Source organism: Nonomuraea sp. NPDC001684, assembly GCF_053596515.1.
Genome location: NZ_JBSFGJ010000183.1, coordinates 1 through 17667, shown reverse-complemented (window position 1 = coordinate 17667; position 17667 = coordinate 1). Strand labels below are relative to the sequence as shown.

Genomic DNA, 17667 nt, shown 5'->3' with positions numbered 1-17667 from the left:
GACCACGTGCCGGACGGCGCGAGCGAGGTGGCGGCGTAGCTGCCGCTGGCGCCCTTCGGCGCGGCGACCGCCGCGAGCACCGCCCCGCCGGGGTCCGGGACGTCGGCGGTGAGCGTGCCCGCCCCGGTGTCGTTGACCGCCGCGACCGGCGTCCTGGTACGGCACTGCGGCAGGTCGGGCGTCGTCAGCGCGCACCCGGGCAGCGTGACCAGCGACAGGCGCGCGGCCCAGTCACCGCCGAAGGCGCCCCGGACGGCCGCGTACCCCACCTTGACCGACAGCGCGCCCGGCGTGTCGGGCCGGACGGCCAGCAGCAGGCCCGCCACCCCCGCCCTGGCCGCGTCCTCGCGGGAGGACAGCTCCACCTCGGCGGCGGCCGGCCCGTCGGCGGCGGAGGCGGCCACCGTCACCGGCAGGCCGCCGGCCCGGACGCCCTTCCAGCCCGGCGAGTCCGCGCCCGCCCGCGCGACCTGCCGCCCGGCGGCGCGCAAATCCACCCGCGCCCTGCCCGCCGCGGGCCAGGCCACGGCGGCAGGGGTCCGCCACGCGCGGGTCTGGGAGTCGGACGGCGGCGCCGGGACGTCCCCGCGCACCTTGCCGCCGGTGACGGAGTGCTCCCGCTGCACCGGACGGATCTTGAAGGCCGGCCGGGCGGCCGGCGCCGGCGACGGGTGTAACATCCCCGCCGCCAGCGCGGCCACGACGGCCAGGACTGTCGTTCGCATCATCGTCAGGCCCCGTTTCAGGAGATTCCGGTGATCCAGCCGGTCCAGCCAGGACCGCCGACGTTGACGGCCGGCTCACGGCCCGCGGGCGAGCCGGCATAGAGGTACAGGCCGTCGGAGAGCGCCGCCGTCTGCGCGGCCACCCAGAAGTCGGGGCCCTCCTTGCCGGCGGCCGGCTGGAAGGTCCTGACCCCCTCGACGTCGACGACCTGGCCCTGGAGGTCGCCGGGCGCGGCGATCCACGGGTGGCTGCCGGCCGGCCAGGGCTCGGCGCCGTAGGGGCGCGGCGCGCCGAGCACGTACGTGCCGGCGTCGTCGAACGAGCCCGGGTAGAGGGTCACCGCGCCGCTGTCACGCCGGCGCAGCACCAGGTCGGCGGCGTTGCCCGGGTCGGGGACGCCGTCGCCGTCGGCGTCGGGGACCACGTCGCCGGGCACGAAGGCGTCGTAGCCGTCCAGGCCGAGCGGCGCCGACCCGGCCGCCCCGGACGGGACGTCGAGGACGCGCGGCGCGGCCAGCTCCCCGTTGCCCGCCAGGGCGAGCATCCCGGCCGCGGTGCCGGTGTAGAGGTCGAGCCGGCCGCCCTCGACCACGATCAGGTCGGCGCCCGGCCGCCCGTCGAGGTTGCCCGGCGCGATGATCCGGGTGGCCGCCGACCAGTCGCCGCCGCCGGGGTGCCGCAGCTCCCGCCTGCCCTCGAAGTTCGGCCAGCCGGTGCCCTCGTTGGGGTACAGCGACAACTTGCCCGAGGCCGAGCGGACGAAGATGTCCTCGTAGCCGTCCTTGCCCATGCCGTCCTCGGGGCCGACGAAGTCGCCGCGGTGGGCCAGCAGCGCGCCGCCGAAGCCGGAGGCGCCCACGTCGGTGCCGCCGTCGGTGGTGCCGTCGCCGCGGCCGGCGTACAGGCGCAGCGTGCCGCTGTTGTTGGTGGCCAGGATGTCGGGCCGGCCGTCGCCGGTCAGGTCGCCGTCGCGGTCGCCGGACACCGTCCCGTCGGGCTCGGCCACGAACACCGGCGGCGCGGTGACGATCAGCGTCGTGTTGGTCGCCGCCTGCGAGGGCGACCCGTCGTACGGCGAGACGTTGCCGGCCACGTCGATGGCCGCCACGTGCAGCCGGTTGCCGGGCCAGCGGTGCGGATAGATCTCGACGGTCGCCGAGCCGTCGGCACCGGCCTTGACCCAGGTGCCGGCCGCGCACCTGCCCCCGCCGACCGACAGCGGGCGGTTGAGCCGGTAGCAGAAGCCGTCCAGGTTGGCGTCGCTGGAGGTCAGCCTGACCTTGCGGGTGTAGCGGGCGGGCACCTCGCCCACGTCGATGCGGCGGCCGTCGGCGGAGGTGACGACCGGCTTGGTCGGAGCCGTCTTGTCCACCTTGAACGGGCAGGAGTTGGTGGACCAGTCGCCGTCCACGCCGTCGGAGACGCTGGCGTGCCACCAGTAGTGGCCGCCGTCCTGGAGCTGGTCGGCGGGCACGGTCACGGTCGCGGTCGACCCGCTCGCCACCGTGCGGGTGTCCGACCGCACGGCCGGGCCGTCGTGGAACCACAGGCCGAAGCCCACGTCGAGGTTGCCGCCGTCGGGGTCGCTGCCCGTCGCGGTCAGCGTGACGTCGGTGTTGCCGACCACCTCCCAGGCGGGGTTCGTGGCGCTGCACGGGATCGGCCGGTCGGAGGAGTTGTTGTTCCACGGCCCCTGGAAGGCGGTCTTGGAGACCAGGCGCGGAGCGCGGTTGTAGGTGACCTGGAGCACCGGGTTGGTGCCGTCCACCTTGAACTTCTTCCACCCGTAGGTGTCGCTCTCGTCGGCGGCGCGCAGCCCGAAGGTGATGTTGCTCTGGCCGTTGTTGGCCGCCTCCTGCACCGCGCCGGCCACCGCCCCGTCGGCGAAGTCCTCGCCGGCCGACCCGCACGAGCCCCAGCCGTGGGCGAAGGACTTGGTCTGCAGGGTGCGGATCCAGCCGGGCTGGTTGTTCCAGGTCACCCAGTTGCCGATGCCGCCGGTCCAGCCCAGGTCCACCGGGCGGGCCGAGCAGCTCCAGGAGGAGACGTTGAAGACGTTGAGGGTGGCCCCGAGGATCCGGGCCCCCTGCAGGCCGTTGATGTTCATCTCGAAGTAGGCGCGGGCGGTCAGGCCGGTGTCGTTCTCGTGGCCGACCCGGGCCACCGGCGGGTTCTCGCTGCCCACCTTGTTGCCGCCGTCGTAGTAGACGGTGTTGGCGACGCCGGAGTTGCTCGCCTTCTTCACCGCGTTGGCCCAGTGGTTGCGGTAGCCGCCGCTGAAGATCGGGTCGATGACCACCGGGTAGACGGTGGCCGGGTCGTCCAGCAGCGCCTGGTCGGGCACGATCCGCAGCGTGCCGCCGCCCGCGCCGGGCTCCACGGTGGCCTTCATCGGCGCGTTGCGGACGGGGCCGTCCTCGTGCGGCTCGGCCGCGGCCAGGCCCTTGGCGGCGGCGGTGTGGGAGGAGTCCCACATGCGCGGCACCGGTGCGGTGAAGACCGGCCTGCCGCCGTCGGCGGCGGTGATCCCGCCCTCGGCGGTCGCGGTCACGTCCAGGCCCTCGCCGCGCACGCCCAGCTTCAACGTACGCACCCGGGGGTCGGCCGCGGCGGCCCGGTCCTTGACGATCAGGTGGTGCACGAAGTTGTCGGGTTCGGCGATCACCTTGAGGTCCACGCCGGGCAGCACGTCGGCGTACGTGGCGGTGTCGCCGTCCAGGACGGGGGCGGGCAGCCGGGACGGCCAGCTCAGCTCCAGCTTCCTGCCGTCCTTGACCAGGGTGGCCAGCGGGCCGGCGCCGCCGCCGGAGAACGTCATCGCGAAGGTCGTGGCCCGGGGGGAGACGGTGCCGTCGGGGTTGCGGCGCAGGGTGTCGTCCACCGGGCGCCAGGAGCCGCCGATCCTGGCACGCACCGGGCGCAGGTGTTCGCGCCGGGTCAGGGTGCCGTCCGGGTTCGCCAGCAGCTCGCCGGTCTCGGTGCGCGCGGCGTCCACCTCGACCGGTTCGCCGGACCTGTCGGCCTTGGCCAGCGCCGCCGCCTCGGGGGAAGGGGTGGGGGTGGGCGTGGTGTCGGCCAGCGCCGCGGGGGCCGGCGTCATGAGCGGCGCCAGCAGCAGCGCCGCAGCCAGGACGAGCCTCCCGGTCCGTCGCCCGGACGGGGGTCCGCCCGTCCGCGCGACGGCCCTCAGCTTGTCGATCACTTGTGGTTTCCTTTCACCGCGGGGACACGCGCCCTTCCAGGGCACGGCCGTACCGTCGCGGGGAGGTCGTCGGGAGTGGGGTCGTCACACGGCTCGGCCGCGCCGGACGGGTTCGGGTCCGGCGCGGCCGTCGTCAGTTGGCCGCAGGTTCACGGCGTGGTCACGCGCATCACGCTAGGACGGCCGATCCTTGATCCACCCTCGTCGCATCCTCGCCGCGTCCTCGCCGTCGGACGGCGGCGATCCGCAAGCCGGCGGGGCCGGGGACAAGGGGGAACGCGATGGCCACAGCCTGGTTCGGCATGCTCGGACCGATGGACGTCAGGGTGGCCGGACGCCCCCTCGCGCTGCACGGGCCACGGCAGGAGCGGACGCTCGCCGCGCTGCTGCTCGACGCCGACCGGGTCGTCACCGTCGACCAGCTTGTGGACGTCGTCTGGGAGGAGCCGCCCGCCTCCGCCCGGCGGCAGATCCAGGACCTCGTCACCCGGCTGCGGCGCACCCTGGCCGACGCCGGCGCCGCCCCCGGCCTGATCACCACCCAGCGCGCCGGCTACCTGTTACGCCCCGGCGAGAGCGGCCTGGACGCCCGTGCCTTCGAGAGCCTGACCGCGGCGGCGCGGCAGACCGCCCGCGCCGACCCGGCGGGGGCCGTCGCCGGGTACCGCGAGGCGCTGTCGTTGTGGCGCGGGCCCTTCCTGGCCGGCGTCCGCGGCCGGGCCTTCGAGGGCGCGGCCCGAATCTGGCAGGAACGCCGGCTCGCCGCCGTGGAGGAGTGCCTGGCGCTGGAGCTGTCGCTGGGCCGCCACCACGAGGTCACCGCCGAGGCGCTGGCGCTGGTGGAGCAGCACCCCTACCGGGAGTCCCTGGTCGAGCTGCTGATGCGGGCGCTGCACGGCGCGGGCAGGCTGGCCGACGCCCTCGACGCCTACCGGGCGCTGCGGCGGCGGCTGGCCGACGAACTGGGGCTCGACCCAGGCGCCGGGCTGCGGCGCCTGCACGACACGCTGCTGCGGTCCCAGACCGTCCCGGCCGCGCCCGCGTCCGGGCACGTCGCGGCGATGCTGCCGCCCGGCGTGTACGGCTTCGCCGGCCGCGCAGCCGAGCTCGCCCGCCTGGACGCCCTGCTCGCCGCGGCGGGTGAGCAGCCGGCCGCCGTGGTCGTCGCCGCCGTGACGGGCACCGCGGGCGTGGGCAAGACGGCGCTCGCCGTCCACTGGGCCCACCGCGTCCGCGACCGGTTCCCCGACGGTCAGCTCTACGTGAACCTGCGCGGGTTCGACCAGAGCGGGCGGCCGATGACGCCGGTCGAGGCGATGCGCGTCTTCGGCGACGCGCTGGGCGCGCCGGCCAACCGCGTGCCGGCCACCCCGGAGGCGTGGACCGGGCTCTACCGCAGCCTGCTGGCCGGGCGCAGGATGCTGATCGTGCTGGACAACGCGCGCGACGCCGAGCAGGTACGGCCGCTGCTGCCCGGCGCGCCCGGCTGCCTGGTGCTGGTGACCAGCCGCGACCAGCTCCCGGGCCTGGTGGCCGCCGAGGGCGCGCACCCGCTCCGGCTGGACCCGCTGTCCGTGCCCGAGGCGCGGGAGCTGCTGGCCCGGCGGCTGGGCGGCGAACGGGTGGCCGCCGAGCCCGACGCGACGGCCGAGATCATCGACCGGTGCGCGCGGCTGCCGCTGGCGCTGGCCGTCATCGCGGCCCGCGCGGCCACCCACCCGGGCTTCCCGCTGGCGGCCATCGCCGGGGAGCTGCCCGCCGTTCACCCCGGCCAGGGCGGGGACCTGGTCGCCAACCTGGACGCCTTCGACGCCGACGGCCCCGGCACGCAGGTCCGTCTCGTCTTCTCCTGGTCCCATCAGGGGCTCAGCGGCGGGGCCGGGCGCCTGTTCCGGCTGCTCGGGCTGCATCCGGGGCCCGACCTCAGCCTGCCGGCCGCGGCCGGGCTGGCGGGCCTGCCGGTGGCGCGGGCGCGGCCGTTGCTGGGCGAGCTGTGCCGCGCCCATCTGCTCAGCCAGCACGTCCCCGGCCGCTACAGCTTCCACGACCTGCTGCGGGTTCACGCCGTGGAGCTCGTCCAGGAGCTCACCCCCGAGGCCGAACGCCGTGCCGCGACGCGCCGTCTCCTCGACCACTACCTGCACACCGCCCGCACCGCCGCCACCCTCCTCAACCCCCACCGCGACCCGCCCCCCGCCACCCCGTACGAGGAGCCGCCCCCTGACGCCGGGACCGCCTTCGAGGAGTCAGCGGGCGGGGCGCTGGACTGGTTCACCGCCGAGTGCGCCGTGCTCGTCGCCGCGGTCGCGCGGGCCGCCGCCCTGGGCTTCGACACCCACGCCTGGCAGCTCGCCTGGACCCTGGCCGACTTCCTCGACCGGCGCGGCATGCGGCACGAGCACCTGGCCGTCCAGACCACCGCCCTGGCCGCCGCGCGGCGCGGCGGCGACCGGCTCGGGCAGGCGTGCGTCCACGGCAACCTCGGCTGGGCCAACACCGCGATCGACCGCTTCGACGACGCCCGCACCCACTTCCGGCTCGCCCTCGACCTGTACGGCGAGCTGCGCGACCCGACCGGCCAGGCCCGCGTCCACGGCAACCTGTCCACGATGTACAGCCGTCAGGGCCGCCACCAGGACGGCCTGGACCACGCCACCCAGGCCCTCACCCTGTACCGCGCGGCCGGCCACCTGACCGGCCAGGCCCGCGCGCTGAACGCGGCCGGCTGGTTCCACGCCCAGCTCGGCGACCAGGAACAGGCGCTCGACCATTGCCGCCAGGCGCTCGACCTGCACCGGCGGCTCGGCGACGTCCTCGGCCAGGCCAACGCCTGCGACAGCCTCGGCTACGCCTGCCACCGTCTGGCCCGCCACGAGGAGGCCGCCTCCTGGTACGGACGCGCGGTCGAGCTGTTCCGCGAGGCCGGCGACCGCTACCACCAGGCCGACACGCTGATGCGCCTCGGCGACACCCTGCACGCGGCCGCCCTCCCGGACGCCGCCGCCGACACCTGGCGCCAGGCCCTCACCCTCCTGGAAGACCTCGCCCACCCCTCCGCAGCCCAGGTCAGAACCCGCCTGGCCGGGTGAAGTGCGGAACCGAAGCTCAACTGGCCTTGCGCGTGGTCATGGAATCCTGTGGCGCCCGGATCGGCTGTTCCGGGCGTCGCCCCCTCGGCGCGGGCAGTCGCGTGTCAGCGCCTTCCCTGCCAGGAGTAGAAGGCGCCCTCCAGGTGTTCGAAACGATGATCGACGTGGTCCTCCGACCACTCCACGTCCGCAAGGATCGGAGCCGGATCGCCCTGCGGGCTCCAGGCCTAGCCGTAGGGGCTCTGCAGGGCCTCGCCTCGCTGGAGGACGACCACGCCGTGCTCGCGGCGGACCTCCTCGAACTCCATCCCGCCGATGGTGCGGGGGCCGAGCCGGTCCCCCTCCCTCACCGTGCGTGCGAACGCCTCCACCTCAGCCGCCGAGCGGATGAGCCGCTGGTCGTCAGTGCCACGGAAGGCCACGACGGCCGCAATCACGACGACCGCAGCCGTGAGGACGCCGAAGAACGCCAAGACTCTCCAACGCGAACCGCCCACCGACACACGGCCTCCCTCTGATCGTCGCGAACAACAGCTACCGATGATCGCAAACCGACAGAACCCTGAACATGTGCGACGTTCGGCTCGCCCCTGTCCCGCCGACGGTCTGGGCGCCACTCGCGTCTGACGCCTCTCCTACGATGGGTGAGTGGATATTTCCTGACTTCCGGTAGAGGCTCGGCAACGGCGCAGTGCCGAGATCCGCGAGTTCCTGAGGTCGCGCAGGGCCAAGCTGACTCCGTACGACGTCGGCATGCCCGCCGGCTCCGGCCGTCGTGCCAAGGGGTTGCGGCGCGAGGAGGTGGCGGTGCTCGCGGGGGTGGGGGTGTCCTGGTACACCTGGCTGGAGCAGGGGCGGGAGATCCACGTCTCGGCCGGGGTCCTGGACGCTGTCGCGCGGGTGCTGCGTTTCGACACGGCGGAGCGTGAACATCTGTACCTGCTCGCCGGGCTCAACCCGCCCCAGGCCGAGCCGTCGGACCGGCCGGTCTCCGCGGAGTTGCGGCGGCTGATCGACGGCTGGCTCCCGTCCCCGGCCTACATCCTCGACCGGCACTGGAACCTGGTCGCCGTCAACCGCGCCGCGCACCTGGTGTTCGGCTACTCGGACCGCGACCACAACTGCCTGGTGAGCTTCTTCACCAACGCCCGCTTCCGCTCCTCGCTGCCCCACTGGGAGGACGCGGCCCGGGTGATCGTCGGCCAGTTCCGCGCCGACGCGGCCCGCTACCCGGAGGACCTGGAGTTCGGCAGGCTGGCCGCCGACATGTGCGCCGCGAGTCCTTCCTTCGCCGAGATCTGGGCCGAGCATCCGGTCGGCAACGCGACCGAGGGCGTCAAGGTCGTCCACACCTCCGAGACCGGTGAGCTGATCTTCGAGTACAGGTCGCTGCCGTTGCCCGACCGGCCAGGACACCGGCTGATGCTGCACACGCCGCAGCCGGGCACCGCCACCGGGGCGCGGCTGTCCGAGCTGATGGCGAGCGCCTGAAGGTGGTGGTGCCAGACCTAGGTTCGGCCGGAACTGCCGGAAACGGACGATCCGCTTGAGGATTGCCGCATGAACCGATTCCTGAACAAGACCGTTCTGATCACCGGCGGCGCCGGCGGCATGGGCTTCGCCACGGCGCAGAGGCTCCTGGGCGAAGGCGCGTACGTCGTCATCACCGGACGCGACCAGGTCCGTCTCGACACCGCGGCCGCCCGCCTGACGGGCGCCCTGCCGGAATCCGGCTCGGGCCGGGTGCTCGCGGTTCGCGCCGACGTCGCCTCCCCCGCGGACCTCGACCTGCTGATGCGGCGGATCGAAACCTGGCGCGGGAGCCTGGACGCGGTCTTCGCGAACGCCGGCGTGGGCGTGTTCAAGCCGAGCGCCGAGATCACCGAGGCGGAGTTCGACCACACCGTCGGCGTCAACTTCAAGGGCGTCTTCTTCACCGTCCAGAAGGCGCTGCCGCTGATGCGAGACGGCAGCGCGATCGTCATCAACGCGTCATCAACGCGTCCTGGACGCTGTATCGCGGGCTGTCCGTCGCCTCCGTGTACTCCGCCAGCAAGGCAGCCGTCCATAATCTCGCCCGGACGCTGGGTGCCGATCTCGCGCCGCGCGGCATCAGGGTCAACTCGGTCAGCCCGGGCTACATCGACACCGAGATGTACCGCGACGCCAACCCCGACCCGGAGAGCGAGGCGCGCAATTCGGCCGAGGTGCCGCTCGGCGCCCTCGGTCACGCTGACAACGTCGCGGCGGCGGTGGCGTTCCTGGCCTCTGACGAGGCCGCCTACATCACCGGGCAGGACCTGGTCGTGGACGGCGGGCTCGTCGCCAGCGTCCCCGCCGCCTGAGCCGGCGGACGCGGCCGGCGGACCGGCCTTTTCAGTGCCGACCCCGCCGGCCGCAGAGGGACCCGTACGGCCCGCAGCGCCCGCTCCGATCGCCGGCTCTCGCCGTACCGGCCCGGTGTCAGGACCAGCGACGGCGCCCGGCACGACGATGCGGTCACGATCAGTCAGCAGATCCGGGAAACAGAACCTGGCTAGCTGGCTTCGAGAACGAAGAACAAGAAGCACAGGAACCTCGTGCGAGTGGGCTCGAACTCGCGGAGCTCCTCGGCGAACAGTTCGCGGGCTTCCGGCGCGAACGGCGGTTCGCTGATGACGCTGATACGAAAGCCCGCCGCAGTGAAGGCTTCGGTCATCGCGTGCAGGGGCCGGTCCCAGAAACGCATCTGGACGGTCTGCCCGCCCATGGTCCATTCGTCGGTCCGGCTGCGGGTCTCGAAGTACTTGGGCTTCTCCCCGGCCATGTGCTGAAAGAGGGTGACGCTGAAAGGATGGTCGACCGAGACGAGGAGCCGGCCGCCATGCTTCAGCACGCGTCTCAGCTCGGCCAGTGTCGGGCCCCAGTCTTCCAGGTAGTGCAGCACCAGGGACGCGATGACGTCGTCGAACGCCTCGTCGGGGAAGGGCAGCGGGCCCGCAAGGTCGGCGACCCGCAGATCGGCGTCGGCGCCCAGCCGCCGTCGGGCCTGCTCCAGCATTCCGGCGCTCGCGTCGACGCCGGTCACGACGGCACCTCGATCGCGCAGCTCGGAGAACAGGGGACCCGCGCCGCAGCCGGCGTCGAGGATGCGCCTTCCGGCCACGTTCCCGGCAAGCTCCAGCATCGCGGGCCGCTCGTAGTACGCGTTGAGAAGACTGGCTTCGTTCTCGGCCGCGTACCCCTCAGCCATCCTGTCGTAGTCGTTGAGTGAGGAGGGGGGCGCGGTCTCAACGTGATCATTGGGCATGGCAGACATGCGAGCCATTGTGGCCCAGCAGTCTCGGCGGCACAGACATACGGCAGATCTTGGTCAAGCACGCAAACGGCATCCTCGCTGCTCGTGTGCGCGGATCGCGACTCACGCGCCCGTCCACCGACGGAAGCGCTCGGTCTGCCCTACCCGGACGAACTGCCGCCGGGCAGGAACGTCGGGCGTGGGGGTGTCTTGACGTATCAAATGAATGCTTTTTTAATTCGGGTGAGGGTGCGATTCACCTCAGATCGACTCCGACCGGTTCATCGACGTCAGGGATGGAGCTGCGAGATGACCGTGGACGACCGCTTCGGCCCGGAGCTGGAAGAGACGCGCAGGAACCGGCTGCGCGGCACCGTCAGCGAGATCGTCACCGATCCGGTCTCCGACTGGGCCACCGACTTCTCCCACGTCGACCCCCAGTGGGCCGCGGACCCGTACCCCATTCAGGACGACCTGCGGCAGCGTTGCCCGATCGCGCACACCGACCGGTTCGGCGGGGTGTGGCTGCCGACCCGGTACGAGGACGTCGCCGCCATCGCCTACGACACCGAGCGGTTCTCCTCCCGGGCCGTCGTCGTCGGCAACGTCAAGCCGCCCCGCGAGCTCGCGCCGGTGGGCGGGGTCCCGCCGATCTCGTCCGACCCGCCCTTCCACCACGACGCCCGCAAGTTACTGCTGCCGGCCTTCACCAAGACGGCGGTCGCCAAGCGGGAGGCGAGCACCAGGGCGTTGTGCCACGAGCTGATCGACGGCCTGGAAGGGCGAGAGGTCGTGGACGCGGCCCGCGAGTACGCCCAGGACATCCCGATGCGGGTGATCGCCGACATGCTGGGCTTCCCGTCCGAGGACGCCGACCGGTTCCGGCAGTTCGTGGAGAACGCCCTGGAAAGCGTGAACGAGCCCACCGAGAAACGGCTGGAGCGCTTCGCCGAGCTGTCGTCCTACCTGGTCGAGCAGATCCACGACCACCTGGCCCACCCGCGGGACGACCTCACGACGTACCTGCTCGGCGCCGAGCTCAACGGCGCGAAGCTGGACCCCGTCCACGTCGTCGGGACGATGACGCTGCTGCTGATCGCGGGTATCGACACGACGTGGAGTGCGATCGGGGCGTCCTTGTGGCATCTGGCCAAGACCCCCGCGGACCGCGAACGCCTGGTCGCCGAACCCGCCCTCCTGCCCACCGCCATGGAGGAGTTTCTGCGCGCCTACGCCCCCGTCACCATGGCCCGCCTCGTCAAAGACGACATGCACTGGAACGGCGTCGACATGAAAGCCGACGACTGGGTCCTGCTCTCCTTCCCCGCCGCCAACCGCGACCCCGCCCACTTCGACCACCCCGCCGACATCCGCATCGACCGCGAAGTCAACCGCCACGCCGCCTTCGGACTCGGCATCCACCGCTGCGTCGGCTCCCACCTGGCCCGCATGGAGCTCCGCACCGCCCTCGACGTCTGGCTCCAGCGCATCCCCGCCTTCACCCTCGCCGACCCCGACGCCGTCACCTGGGCCGCCAGTCAGGTCCGGGGCCCCCGCACTCTCCCGCTCCGCATCGGCTGACCGTCCCCCCTCTAAGTGGACGACCAGCTTCCGCTTGGTGTAGAACGGGAAGCCGGCATGCCGTTCAGGGGGTTGCGTGATGATCGTGGTGACGGGCGCGACAGGCACGATCGGGCGTGCGCTGATCGAGGAACTGGGCGGCGCGGCGCGGGCCGTGGTGCGGCGCGCGGAACAGGGTGAGGAACTGAGGGCGGAGCTGGGCTGCGACTACGTGGTCGGCGACCTGGAGCGGCCGGCGAGCATCCCGGTCGAGCCGGGGGACAGGCTCTTTCTCAACAGCGCGTTGTGGCCGGGCTTCGCGCGCGCCCACCGGGCGGTCATCGATCACGCGGCTGCCGTGGGGGTCGCCCAGGTGGTGACCGTGTCCGTACGCGGGGTCACGCCGGGCAGCCTGCTGGGGTTCGGCCTGCACGGGCAGGTGGACGAGCACCTCAAGGCTTCCGGAGTGCCGTGGTCGATCCTGGCGCCCGTCGGTTTCATGCAGAATCTCGCGGGCGACGTCGACGAGGAGGGGCGGATCGTCGGCTCGTACGGCAGGGGCAAGGTGGGGTACATCGACGCTCGTGACATCGGGGCGGTCGCTGCCGTGCTGCTGAGGCGTCCTGTCGGGGCCGACGCGGTCTACGAGCTGACCGGCCCGGTGGCGCCCACCCATGACGAGATCGCCGCCGAGCTGACCCGGGCGCTCGGCCGGGACGTGCGTTACGTGGACCTGCCCGTCGAGGAGGCCGCCGTGCACCTGGCGGAACGCGGCATGCCCGCTGCCGCGGCCCACGACCTGGCCACCCTCATGTCGCAGCTCGGGGACGGGCGCTGGGCGACCACGACCACGACGGTGACCGACCTCCTGGGCCGCCGGCCGCGCTCGCTGCGGGAGTTCCTGGGGTAGCGAAGAGACACCGGCCCCCTCCGGGGCCGTCACCGGCGGGGTAAGTCGATGCCGGACGCTCGCAGCCTCGCCTCGACCAGGGCGTTCAGCCGGGCGATGGACGGTTCCCGGTCCTCGCCGTGGTGGTTGACCAGCCCGTAGCGGGCGGCGGTGTCGGACCGGTTCCAGAACCCGGCCGGCATCGCCCGCGGCCCCGGGCCGGCCAGCAGCTTGGCGGCCAGGGCGGCGGCCAGCTCCTCGATGCGCGGGTCGTCCGGGTCCCAGGCCCGCGCCTCCAGGGCGCGTTTGACCAGCTCGACGTGCTCGGGGTCGTCCAGTGAGTGTTCGAGCCGGGTCAGGAGGCTGTCGAAGATCGCCGGCATCAGCGCCCTGGTCAGGACCATGGCTTCCCGCTGGGTGGACACGTAGCCGGGGTCGAAGCCGAGGGCGGCCAGCCGGTCCAGGACGGCGCAGGCCCGGTCGGGCAGCAGGACCCGGTCGCCGTGGGCCAGGCGGTGCAGCGTGTCGCGGCGCGCGGTCAGGTCCTCGATCCGTTCGGTCAGCCGGCGGCGGACGTCGTCCAGGGCGGCGGCGAACGGCTCGGGATCGGCGTCGAGCAGGTCGCCGATCTCGGCCAGCGGCACGCCGGCCGCGGCGAGGGTCCGGACCTGGACCAGCCGGACCAGGTCGGCCGACCGGTAACGCCGGTAGCCGGAACCGTCGCGTTCGGGCTCGGCGACCAGGCCGAGCCGATGGTAGTGCCGCACGGTCTTGACGGTGACGCCGGTGAAGGCCGCCGTCTGACCGATCGTGAGCCCGTCCGTCATCGGCTCGGCGCGACGGCGGCGGACGGCAGGCGGACGCGCGCCGGTCGCCGGTCGGCGAGCGGCGCGCCCGGATACGGGTCGCGGGCATTCACAGGGCCGAGAGTAGCGCGCACGGCCGTGGCGGGGTTGACCTTGACCTTGGGTCAGGGTCCAGGCTCGTCGCACGGCCACCTCGAAGGCGCCGGTGGCCCGTCCATCACCGCCTTCGAGCCTTGGCGGACGACGACCACCACCGAAAGAGGGATCATGACGGTCGAGAACGACAACGGCTTCTCCGGAGCGGGGCTGCGCCGGCTGCGCGAGGTGCTGACCCGGCACGTGGAGTCCGAGCGGATCCCCGGGCTGGTCGCCCTGGTCAGCCGGGGCGAGGAGACGCACGTCGAGGCGATCGGGACGATGCGCCACGACGGCGGCGCGCCGATGAGCCAGGACACGATCTTCCGGATGGCGTCCACGTCCAAGCCGGTCACGATGGCGGCGGCGATGGTCCTGCTGGACGAGTGCCGGCTGCGGCTGGACGACCCGGTCGATCCGTGGCTGCCCGAACTGGCCGACCGTCGGGTGCTGCGGCGTCCCGACGGCCCGCTGGAGGACACCGTGCCGGCACTCCGGCCGATCACCGTACGGGACCTGCTGACCTCCACGTTCGGCCTCGGCATGGACTTCACGCTGCTGGACTCCCCGATCAGGGCCGCCACCTTCGAGCGGACCGACTACAGCGTGGCGTCCGGGCCGGCGCCGGCCCCGGACGAATGGATGCGCCGCCTCGGCGAGCTGCCCCTGTCGTACCAGCCGGGGGAGCGGTGGCAGTACGACCTCAGCAACGAGGTGGTCGGCGTGCTCGTCGCCAGGGTCGCCGGCCGGTCCCTGGAGGCGTTCCTGCGCGAACGCGTCCTGGACCCGCTGGGGATGAAGGACACCGCCTTCCACGTGCCCGCCGCGAAGATCGACCGGCTGCCGCCCCTGTACGGGCCCGACCCGGCGACCGGGGAGTTCCTGGTGTGGGACGAGGCGGAGGGCGGCAGAACCGCCCGGCCCCCGGCGTTCCAGGGCGCCGGCGGCGGGCTGGTCTCCACCGTGGACGACTACCACGCCTACTTCCGGATGCTGCTGAACCACGGCGTGCACGACGGCGAACGCATCCTGTCCAGGCCCGCGGTCGAGCTGATGACCACCAACCGCCTCACCCCGGCGCAACAGGCCGCCCGGGACGCCATGTACGGGAACATCGTCCATGTGTCCGCCGGCCAGGGGCTCCAGGGCGGCTGGGGCTTCGGGATGGCGGTGCGCACCCGCCGCGGCGACTACGCCTCCGTCGGCCAGTTCGGCTGGGACGGCGGGACCGGCACCACCGCCTACGCCGACCCGGCCAGACGGGTCACCGGGATCCTGCTCACCCAGGTCGGGATGTCCACCCCGGACTCGATGCGGCTCATCAACGACTTCTGGACCACGCTCTACCAGGCCCTCGACGACTGACCGGCGCGGGCGGGGGATCCGGTCGATGGTCACGTCCCGGGTGGGCGGGCTGTTTAATGCTGCCATGGGCCGAATCGCCGGCGTCACCGCCGCCGAGACTCGTGAACGGTTGTTGCGCGCCGCCGCGGAGGCGTTCGCCGAACGCGGCTACGACGGCACCCGCGTCGCCGACATCGCCGCCGCCGCAGGGGTGAGCAACGGCGCGCTGTACGCGCACTTCGGCTCCAAGGCCGAGCTGCTGGTGGCTGCGCTGCGCGCGCACGGGCGGCGGGGGCTGGCCGACCTGTTCGCCGCCGACCCCGACCGGCCCGTCCCCGACCTGCTGCTGGAGATCGGACGCTGGCTGCCGCAGCGGCGCGACGCCCGCGGCTACCTCATCGTCGAGGCGCTCGTCGCGGCCCGCCGGGACGAGGACGTCGCCCGGCCCATGCGCGACTACGTGGGCGAGCGCGCCGGGGCGATGGCCGCGCTGGCCCGCCTCGCCCAGGACCGGGGCGAGCTGGACCCGGCGCTGTCGCCCGCCGCGCTGGCCCACTTCTGCCTGCTGCTGTCCATGGGCAGCGCCCTGGTCACGCCCGACCTGCACGCCGTCGGCGACGAGGAATGGGCCGCCCTGCTCGCCCGGGTGGTCGGCGCGCTCACGCCCGAACCGTCCTGACCGTGCTGCTCGCCCGGGTGGTCGGCGGGCTCACGCCCGAATCGCGGTGTGCCCCGCCGCGGCCTCTATGGCGGCGGTGATCAGAGGCCAGGTGCTCGACAGGGGGTCGATCAGGCTGAAGTGGCCGGCGTCCGACGGCTCGATCAGCACCGCCGACGGCTCGGCCGCCGCCGTCCGGCGGCTCATCGACACCGGCAGCACGCGGTCCCTGACCCCGTGCACGAGCACCAGCGGGCCCCGGTCGTAGGGCAGCAGGCGCGCCGGGTCCACCTCGTCCAGCAGGTCGGCGCGGTCGTGGAGCAGGGCGCGGGCCGCGCCGCCGCCGAGCCCCGCCGTGAACGCCTCGCCCAGGTCGCCGACGGCGGCCAGCCCCACCACGCCGCGGACCGCCGGTTCGGCGTGCCAGCGGGAGCCGGGCGGCAGCCGGTGCCGCAGCGCCGACCAGAGCGCGAGGTGACCGCCCGCCGAATGGCCCACCAGCAGCACCCCGGACGGGCAGTGCGCTCCCACGAGGTCGAGCGCGGCGGCCACGTCGTCGAACGTGCCCGGGTGGCCGCCGCCATCCTGGCCCACCCTGCGGTACTCGGGCAGCCAGACCGTATGGCCGAGCGCGGCCAGGGCGACTGCCATGGGACGGGCGTGCCGCCGGTCGTACTCGGCCATCCAGTAGCCGCCGTGCAGCAGGACGAGGGGCGGGCGGCCGGCGCCGTCGTAGACGTCGATCACCTGGTCGGGGTGGCGGTCGCCGTAGCGGAGCACGCGGTCGGGCGGGCGCACCGGTCGGGACAGCAGGTCTTGGTAGGACATGTCGTGATCGTAGGAGCGCGTCCAGGGGGTTGACCTGGGGTTGCGCTGGCAGGAACGTGCCGCGGGGCGGCAGCAAGAAGACGGTCCGCGTACCGCCGCCGGGCGCCTCGCGCCGCGACCATGGGGGAGTGACGTCCGAGGGAAGTGAGGTTCGGCCATGTCCCCAATCCGCCGTGTCGTGGTGATCGGCTGTGGGTTGATCGGCACGTCCGTGGCGTGCGCGCTGCGGCGGGCGGGCGTCCGGGTCGAGCTGGCCGACCACGATCCGTGGGCGCTGGCGCAGGCCGCGCGGATGGGCGCGGGCACCGCGCTGCGGGCCGGGGCCGGTCCGGCCGACGTCGTCGTGATCGCCACGCCGCCCTCGTCGGTGGCCGCCGTCCTGCGGGAGGCGCAGGACCGCGGGCTGGGGAGGGTCTACACGGACGTGGCCAGCGCCAAGACGCGGATCCTCGCCGAGGTCGAGCGCGGCGGTTGCGACCTGTCCTGCTACGTGCCCGGCCATCCGATGGCCGGGCGGGAGGTGTCGGGGCCGGGGGCCGCGCGGGCGGGCCTGTTCGAGGGCAGGACGTGGGCGTTGTGCCCCCATCCGGCGCTGTCGCCGCGCGCGCTGCGCACGGTGGCGGCGCTGGCGACCGCGTGCGGGGCCGAGGTGCGGCTGCTCGCGCCGGACGTCCACGACCGGGCCGCCGCGGCCGTGTCGCACCTGCCGCTGGTCCTGTCGGCCGCGCTCGCCGCCCGGTTCGCGACCGGCGCCCAGGACGGGCCCGCCGAACCGCCCCCGGGCACGAAGACGGACTACGAGGTGGACGGGGAGACGGGCTGCGAGGTGGACCGGGATGCGGGCGGGTTGTCGCTGGCCGCCGGGGCGTTGCGGGACGTGACGCGGGTGGCCGGCAGCCCCGCCGGCATGTGGCGGGACATCCTGGCGCACAACGCGACCCCGGTGGCCGACCTGCTGGACGAGCTGACCCGCGACCTGAGCCGCGTCGCCGCCGCCCTGCGCGCCGCCGACGACGGCCCGGTCGCCGAGGTGCTGGCCAGGGGGAACGAGGGGCACGCGCGCATCGTCCGGGCGCTGTCGCGCACGCGGGAGGCGGAACGGGCGGCGTCCTGACCCCGCCGCGCGACCGACGGGCCCGCACGGGCGAACGGC

General features: G+C 73.7%; 14 protein-coding genes and 1 pseudogene. 9 read left to right on the top strand and 6 right to left on the bottom strand.

Features of this window, described 5'->3' with window-relative positions; all coding sequences use genetic code 11:
- Both ACWCSD_RS28010 and ACWCSD_RS28005 read right to left on the bottom strand, forming a co-directional pair.
- A partial coding sequence (locus tag ACWCSD_RS28010; protein WP_449919167.1) for a hypothetical protein occupies nt 1-728 on the bottom strand: 728 nt, incomplete at its 3' end.
- Between the two features lie 14 nt (nt 729-742).
- Nucleotides 743-3928, bottom strand: coding sequence for a DNRLRE domain-containing protein (locus ACWCSD_RS28005; RefSeq protein ID WP_449919164.1), 3186 nt, complete (start codon nt 3926-3928; stop codon nt 743-745).
- A 281-nt stretch (nt 3929-4209) separates the two neighbouring features.
- Here ACWCSD_RS28005 and ACWCSD_RS28000 point away from each other — a divergent pair, with 281 nt between their 5' ends.
- Complete coding sequence (locus ACWCSD_RS28000; RefSeq protein ID WP_397158272.1) at nt 4210-7017, top strand: AfsR/SARP family transcriptional regulator; 2808 nt, start codon at nt 4210-4212, stop codon at nt 7015-7017.
- Between the two features lie 227 nt (nt 7018-7244).
- On the opposite strand, the gene ACWCSD_RS27995 is transcribed toward ACWCSD_RS28000, so the two are convergent.
- Nucleotides 7245-7490 carry a hypothetical protein gene (locus ACWCSD_RS27995; RefSeq protein ID WP_449919161.1) on the bottom strand — a complete coding sequence of 82 codons (246 nt, stop codon included), beginning with the start codon at nt 7488-7490 and terminating at the stop codon, nt 7245-7247.
- A 280-nt stretch (nt 7491-7770) separates the two neighbouring features.
- Here ACWCSD_RS27995 and ACWCSD_RS27990 point away from each other — a divergent pair, with 280 nt between their 5' ends.
- From ACWCSD_RS27990 to ACWCSD_RS27980, 3 genes and pseudogenes are all read left to right on the top strand, one after another.
- A complete protein-coding gene (locus tag ACWCSD_RS27990) occupies nt 7771-8508 on the top strand; it encodes a helix-turn-helix transcriptional regulator (RefSeq protein WP_449919158.1) in 738 nt (245 codons plus the stop codon).
- A gap of 69 nt (nt 8509-8577) precedes the next feature.
- A pseudogene (locus ACWCSD_RS27985) lies at nt 8578-8958 on the top strand (SDR family NAD(P)-dependent oxidoreductase); the annotation flags it as partial.
- Between the two features lie 98 nt (nt 8959-9056).
- Nucleotides 9057-9362 (top strand): SDR family NAD(P)-dependent oxidoreductase, encoded by a 306-nt coding sequence (locus ACWCSD_RS27980; RefSeq protein ID WP_397158268.1) that lies wholly within the window; start codon nt 9057-9059, stop codon nt 9360-9362.
- 191 nt (nt 9363-9553) lie between these two features.
- Here ACWCSD_RS27980 and ACWCSD_RS27975 read toward each other — a convergent pair whose 3' ends face one another.
- Nucleotides 9554-10324: a class I SAM-dependent methyltransferase gene (locus tag ACWCSD_RS27975; RefSeq protein WP_449919155.1), complete on the bottom strand. Its 771-nt coding sequence runs from the start codon at nt 10322-10324 to the stop codon at nt 9554-9556.
- Nucleotides 10325-10603: 279 nt separating this feature from the next.
- Between ACWCSD_RS27975 and ACWCSD_RS27970 the strand changes: the two genes are divergently transcribed.
- On the top strand, nt 10604-11875 hold the full coding sequence (locus ACWCSD_RS27970; protein WP_449919152.1) for a cytochrome P450: 1272 nt from the start codon (nt 10604-10606) through the stop codon (nt 11873-11875).
- A gap of 79 nt (nt 11876-11954) precedes the next feature.
- Entirely contained in the window at nt 11955-12764 is an 810-nt protein-coding gene (locus tag ACWCSD_RS27965; RefSeq protein ID WP_449919150.1) for an NAD(P)H-binding protein, read from the top strand.
- 29 nt (nt 12765-12793) lie between these two features.
- Here ACWCSD_RS27965 and ACWCSD_RS27960 read toward each other — a convergent pair whose 3' ends face one another.
- Nucleotides 12794-13570 (bottom strand): MerR family transcriptional regulator, encoded by a 777-nt coding sequence (locus ACWCSD_RS27960; protein WP_449919148.1) that lies wholly within the window; start codon nt 13568-13570, stop codon nt 12794-12796.
- 246 nt (nt 13571-13816) lie between these two features.
- On the opposite strand from ACWCSD_RS27960, the gene ACWCSD_RS27955 reads away from it, so the two are divergent.
- Both ACWCSD_RS27955 and ACWCSD_RS27950 read left to right on the top strand, forming a co-directional pair.
- Nucleotides 13817-15049, top strand: coding sequence for a serine hydrolase domain-containing protein (locus ACWCSD_RS27955; RefSeq protein WP_449919146.1), 1233 nt, complete (start codon nt 13817-13819; stop codon nt 15047-15049).
- 64 nt (nt 15050-15113) lie between these two features.
- Nucleotides 15114-15707, top strand: a complete 594-nt coding sequence (locus ACWCSD_RS27950) for a TetR/AcrR family transcriptional regulator (protein WP_397158249.1) — start codon at nt 15114-15116, stop codon at nt 15705-15707.
- Between the two features lie 30 nt (nt 15708-15737).
- Here ACWCSD_RS27950 and ACWCSD_RS27945 read toward each other — a convergent pair whose 3' ends face one another.
- Nucleotides 15738-16514, bottom strand: coding sequence for an alpha/beta hydrolase family protein (locus tag ACWCSD_RS27945; RefSeq protein ID WP_449919142.1), 777 nt, complete (start codon nt 16512-16514; stop codon nt 15738-15740).
- Nucleotides 16515-16671: 157 nt separating this feature from the next.
- Here ACWCSD_RS27945 and ACWCSD_RS27940 point away from each other — a divergent pair, with 157 nt between their 5' ends.
- The gene (locus ACWCSD_RS27940; protein WP_449919140.1) at nt 16672-17628 is read left to right on the top strand and encodes a prephenate dehydrogenase/arogenate dehydrogenase family protein; all 957 of its coding nucleotides are present in this window, start codon (nt 16672-16674) and stop codon (nt 17626-17628) included.
- The last annotated feature ends 39 nt before the right edge of the window (nt 17629-17667 follow it).

What these genes read in the sequence shown, in the direction of transcription:
- ACWCSD_RS28000 (WP_397158272.1), top strand. Translation starts at nt 4,210, where the DNA reads ATGGCCACAGCCTGGTTCGGCATGCTCGGACCGATGGACGTCAGGGTG.
- ACWCSD_RS27990 (WP_449919158.1), top strand. Translation starts at nt 7,771, where the DNA reads ATGCCCGCCGGCTCCGGCCGTCGTGCCAAGGGGTTGCGGCGCGAGGAG.
- ACWCSD_RS27975 (WP_449919155.1), bottom strand. Translation starts at nt 10,324, where the DNA reads ATGGCTCGCATGTCTGCCATGCCCAATGATCACGTTGAGACCGCGCCC.
- ACWCSD_RS27970 (WP_449919152.1), top strand. Translation starts at nt 10,604, where the DNA reads ATGACCGTGGACGACCGCTTCGGCCCGGAGCTGGAAGAGACGCGCAGG.
- ACWCSD_RS27965 (WP_449919150.1), top strand. Translation starts at nt 11,955, where the DNA reads ATGATCGTGGTGACGGGCGCGACAGGCACGATCGGGCGTGCGCTGATC.
- ACWCSD_RS27960 (WP_449919148.1), bottom strand. Translation starts at nt 13,570, where the DNA reads ATGACGGACGGGCTCACGATCGGTCAGACGGCGGCCTTCACCGGCGTC.
- ACWCSD_RS27955 (WP_449919146.1), top strand. Translation starts at nt 13,817, where the DNA reads ATGACGGTCGAGAACGACAACGGCTTCTCCGGAGCGGGGCTGCGCCGG.
- ACWCSD_RS27950 (WP_397158249.1), top strand. Translation starts at nt 15,114, where the DNA reads ATGGGCCGAATCGCCGGCGTCACCGCCGCCGAGACTCGTGAACGGTTG.
- ACWCSD_RS27945 (WP_449919142.1), bottom strand. Translation starts at nt 16,514, where the DNA reads ATGTCCTACCAAGACCTGCTGTCCCGACCGGTGCGCCCGCCCGACCGC.
- ACWCSD_RS27940 (WP_449919140.1), top strand. Translation starts at nt 16,672, where the DNA reads ATGTCCCCAATCCGCCGTGTCGTGGTGATCGGCTGTGGGTTGATCGGC.